Source organism: Nosocomiicoccus massiliensis, assembly GCF_000438455.1.
GTDB lineage: Bacteria > Bacillota > Bacilli > Staphylococcales > Salinicoccaceae > Nosocomiicoccus > Nosocomiicoccus massiliensis.
In genome coordinates, this window is record NZ_CAVG010000082.1 from 1 (window position 1) to 3,335 (window position 3,335).

Below are 3,335 nucleotides of genomic sequence, written 5' to 3' on the forward strand. Positions count from 1 at the left end.
CTTTAATTTTAGATAGTTCATTTACTAATTGTAATGTACGTTCTGTTTCTTTAATTTCGTCAGATTGTGCACGCAATTCAGATAATGATACGTTTGTTTTATTAAATTCTAATAACCGTTCATTATGCTGCTCGTCTTCTTGAATTGTTTTAGATAACTTTTCAATGTATAATTCAACAGGCTCTATTTCTTTTTTCTTTTTATTTAACACACGTTTATCTTGTTCAATTTTTTCTGTAAAAGATTTTAATGACGTGTTGAATTCTAAAACTGGTTCTTTTGAAACAGATAATAACTGCGTTTCAATTTCTTTATAAAGTAATTGTCGTCTATTGTCTTTATCTTTATATTCTTTATAAATACTTTTGTACACGTCGTTAAAACGTTCCGTACCAAATAATGTTTTTAAAATTTCTTCTTTGTCTTTCGTATTTGCAGTGAGTAACTTTTTAAATTCTCCTTGTGGTAATAGTGCAATTTGTCTAAATTGTCGCGCTGACATATGAAGGAGTTCTTCGACGTATTTTGACACTTCCTGTAATCCGGATACGATGAGTTCACCGAAGTCATTGTATATTGCTGCTTGGCCTGTCGTTGGATTTTTGTTCGTTCTTTTTTTGTATGTCAACGTACGTTCGATTCGGTATTGTTTACCACGATGATAAAAATCTAAATTAACTTTTGACAATTCATCATCACTTGCAAACTGGCTTCTTAAAGACTCACCACCTCTACTCTCTGTAGAAGCTGTCGCAAATAATGCATACGTAATCGCATCAAAAATCATAGATTTCCCAGATCCCGTGCGACCTGATATTAAAAATAATGAGTCGTTTAAGCGTGTGAAATCAATCGTTTCATTTTTATATGGACCGATAAACTCCATCTGTAATTTAATTGGTTTCATCTGTAATCCCTCTTAAATGTTTATTAAACGTTTCAAATTCAAACTCTGTCGGTTCACGACCTGTAAATTTTTCATAAAACAACTTAAAAATTTGATCGTCAGTCGTGTTATTAGTGTCTATCTCGATTTCATCGTTTTCATAGCGTTCAATTTTTCGTGATAATACGAGCGTGTTTTTATACAGTTGTTTTAACGCTGTCATCGGTTCCGTGAACCCTTCCATATCGGTTAACTCAAATTTGATGTATGCATCTTTGTCTTCAATCTCTACTTCACCGGTAATAATATCTTTAAAACTTCCTTTAAAATAGATGAGGTCGTGAAGTAATTCAAATTCGATAAATTCAACTGTGTTCTTATCAGTATCAATCACTTTAAACCCTTTTTTATCGTTCGCTTCATCGAAACTATATTTCATTATCGCACCACTATAAAACGTTTTTTCACTATTAAATGCATTATGTCTATGTAAATGACCGAGTAACGTATAATCGAACGGTTCAAAAATTGTATGTGACACTTCTTCAGTTAAACCGATCGTAATTTTTTCCTCGGATTCTGATTCTTTACTCCCAGAAACAAATAAATGACCGACGAGTATATTATTTTCTCGTTTAAAATTGTTTGTAATCTCATCTATCACACGGCGGTATGCTTTTTCGAACGTATCGATCGTATCGTCATTAAAATAATGTCTCACTTCAGGTATTTCAATATACGGTAATAAATAAAAATCAACGTCATTAAACGTGACTGGTGTAAAACAGTTTTCAAGTTCAGTGTTTACGTAAAAGTGATTCGCTTGAAACCACTCGCTACGTGCGTCGATATATGGTTTACTATCATGATTTCCACTAATTAAAAATATTGGCTTTTTACGTACTAAATTGATTTCTTTTAAATAATAGTTTAAGACGTTCATCGCTTCTTGAGACGGTTGTTTTTTATCGTATAAATCTCCTGCAATCACAACCGCGTCCACATCGTTCTCATCTATATATGTTAATAACTGGTCGAGCACATAGCGCTGATCATCAATTAAAGATTGGCGGTTTAAACGTTTCCCGATATGCCAATCTGCTGTATGTAAAATTTTCATAGTAGCACCTCTTTACTCATCATTCTATACGAGTTAGAAAAGTTTTAAAAACAAAAAAAAGCCCCGAAGGGCTTTTTGTTAGTTCGATAGATTTTGAAGTGCCATCACTACTTGGTCGAGCTTTCGTTCCATACGGTGCAAGAGGAAGAACGTGATGACGATAGGAAATCCAACGTCACTAACGAGTTGTGTAATATCCATTTACACGAGCGTTTCAACGTCTTGAGTGACAATTTTGGCACTCTTTAGACGTACCGGTGCACCGTCTTTTGAAATTAACGCTTTTGAGTCGATAATTTTTTGAGCTTCTAACTCGACTTCCTCTTGAGAGAGTCCATCTTTTGGTTCATTAATCGTGAAGTTAAATACTCCTTCATATTCTGTTTCAAATTGTAAAATAAGTTTTCTAGACATTTTGTTTCCTCCTTAATTAGTTTACTTCTTCCGTAATGACTTTAAATACGTTGACGTATTTTTCTCCTTTTAAGTTACCGTATGCTTCACTTAATCGTAGTAAAGCATCATTTCCTGTGTGTACTGAAAGACGATTTAACGTACGTGTCTTTAAAACTTCTTTACCAGACATGTCTTCCTCTTCATACACAAATTTCGCTGCTAGTGATTTAATCATGTGTCTCACCTCCTTACACCCTATATATCGTTCCATTTAGAAAAATGGACATAAATATTTTTATTTTCTATAATCTAGTTAAGAGGTGAAGGACGTGTATAGTGATTTTGTCATGTGGATGATCGCCTTATGGGGATTCTTAATGATTGGACTCCTTGCGATCGGTGGCTATTTTATGTTTAGAAAGTTTTTAAAAGCATTGCCGAGAGAAGATGGATGGTCAGAACTCGATTGGCAAGAGTATTATATAGAACAAGCATTACCATTATGGAACGATGAAGCACGAGAACTGTTAGATGAACTTGTGTCACCTGTACCACAATTATTTAGAGACGTAGCGAAACAAAGAATCGCCGGACGCATCTCAAAAATCGCGTTAGATGAGAAGGTAGATACAATTCATTTAGACCAAATCATGAAAGGTTATATCATCGCGACACCAAAAAGAGATCACGGTTTTATGAAGAAAAAACTGGACGAGTTAAACATCGACTACAAACCATACGAGAAGCTCTTTGAACTCGCAGACGATGAAAAACAAAAATTCTCTATATTTGAACAAACAGAAGCATTAAAAAAGGTTGAGTAATTGAAATGACTCCTTTAAAGTTGAAACTAATAATCAACTTTAAAGGGGTTTTTGTATGATATAATAGTGTAAAAGTACAGAAAGGATTTAGTTATGAATATTTATATAG

The 3,335-nt window shown here is 33.8% G+C and carries 6 protein-coding genes; 1 reads left to right on the top strand and 5 read right to left on the bottom strand.

Translation table 11 applies throughout. From position 1 onward, the window contains the following. The 5 genes from TJ68_RS03715 to TJ68_RS03730 all read right to left on the bottom strand — a co-directional run. On the bottom strand, positions 1–907 hold a 907-nt coding region (locus tag TJ68_RS03715), incomplete at its 3' end, for an AAA family ATPase (RefSeq protein ID WP_040928818.1). Beyond that, a complete protein-coding gene (locus TJ68_RS03720; RefSeq protein ID WP_040928819.1) occupies positions 894–2,006 on the bottom strand; it encodes an exonuclease SbcCD subunit D in 1,113 nt (370 codons plus the stop codon). The genes TJ68_RS03720 and TJ68_RS03715, both read right to left, overlap by 14 nt. Before the next feature lie 78 nt (positions 2,007–2,084). Further along, positions 2,085–2,207: a YvrJ family protein gene (locus TJ68_RS08265; protein WP_179853813.1), complete on the bottom strand. Its 123-nt coding sequence runs from the start codon at positions 2,205–2,207 to the stop codon at positions 2,085–2,087. Further along, a complete protein-coding gene (locus tag TJ68_RS03725) occupies positions 2,208–2,420 on the bottom strand; it encodes a DUF2922 domain-containing protein (protein ID WP_040928820.1) in 213 nt (70 codons plus the stop codon). A 16-nt stretch (positions 2,421–2,436) separates the two neighbouring features. Next, complete coding sequence (locus TJ68_RS03730; protein ID WP_040928821.1) at positions 2,437–2,637, bottom strand: DUF1659 domain-containing protein; 201 nt, start codon at positions 2,635–2,637, stop codon at positions 2,437–2,439. A gap of 112 nt (positions 2,638–2,749) precedes the next feature. Between TJ68_RS03730 and TJ68_RS03735 the strand changes: the two genes are divergently transcribed. Next, positions 2,750–3,226 carry a DUF2621 family protein gene (locus tag TJ68_RS03735; protein ID WP_040928822.1) on the top strand — a complete coding sequence of 159 codons (477 nt, stop codon included), beginning with the start codon at positions 2,750–2,752 and terminating at the stop codon, positions 3,224–3,226. Positions 3,227–3,335 lie beyond the last annotated feature (109 nt).

What these genes read in the sequence shown, in the direction of transcription:
- TJ68_RS03720 (WP_040928819.1), bottom strand. Translation starts at nt 2,006, where the DNA reads ATGAAAATTTTACATACAGCAGATTGGCATATCGGGAAACGTTTAAAC.
- TJ68_RS08265 (WP_179853813.1), bottom strand. Translation starts at nt 2,207, where the DNA reads ATGGATATTACACAACTCGTTAGTGACGTTGGATTTCCTATCGTCATC.
- TJ68_RS03725 (WP_040928820.1), bottom strand. Translation starts at nt 2,420, where the DNA reads ATGTCTAGAAAACTTATTTTACAATTTGAAACAGAATATGAAGGAGTA.
- TJ68_RS03730 (WP_040928821.1), bottom strand. Translation starts at nt 2,637, where the DNA reads ATGATTAAATCACTAGCAGCGAAATTTGTGTATGAAGAGGAAGACATG.
- TJ68_RS03735 (WP_040928822.1), top strand. Translation starts at nt 2,750, where the DNA reads ATGTGGATGATCGCCTTATGGGGATTCTTAATGATTGGACTCCTTGCG.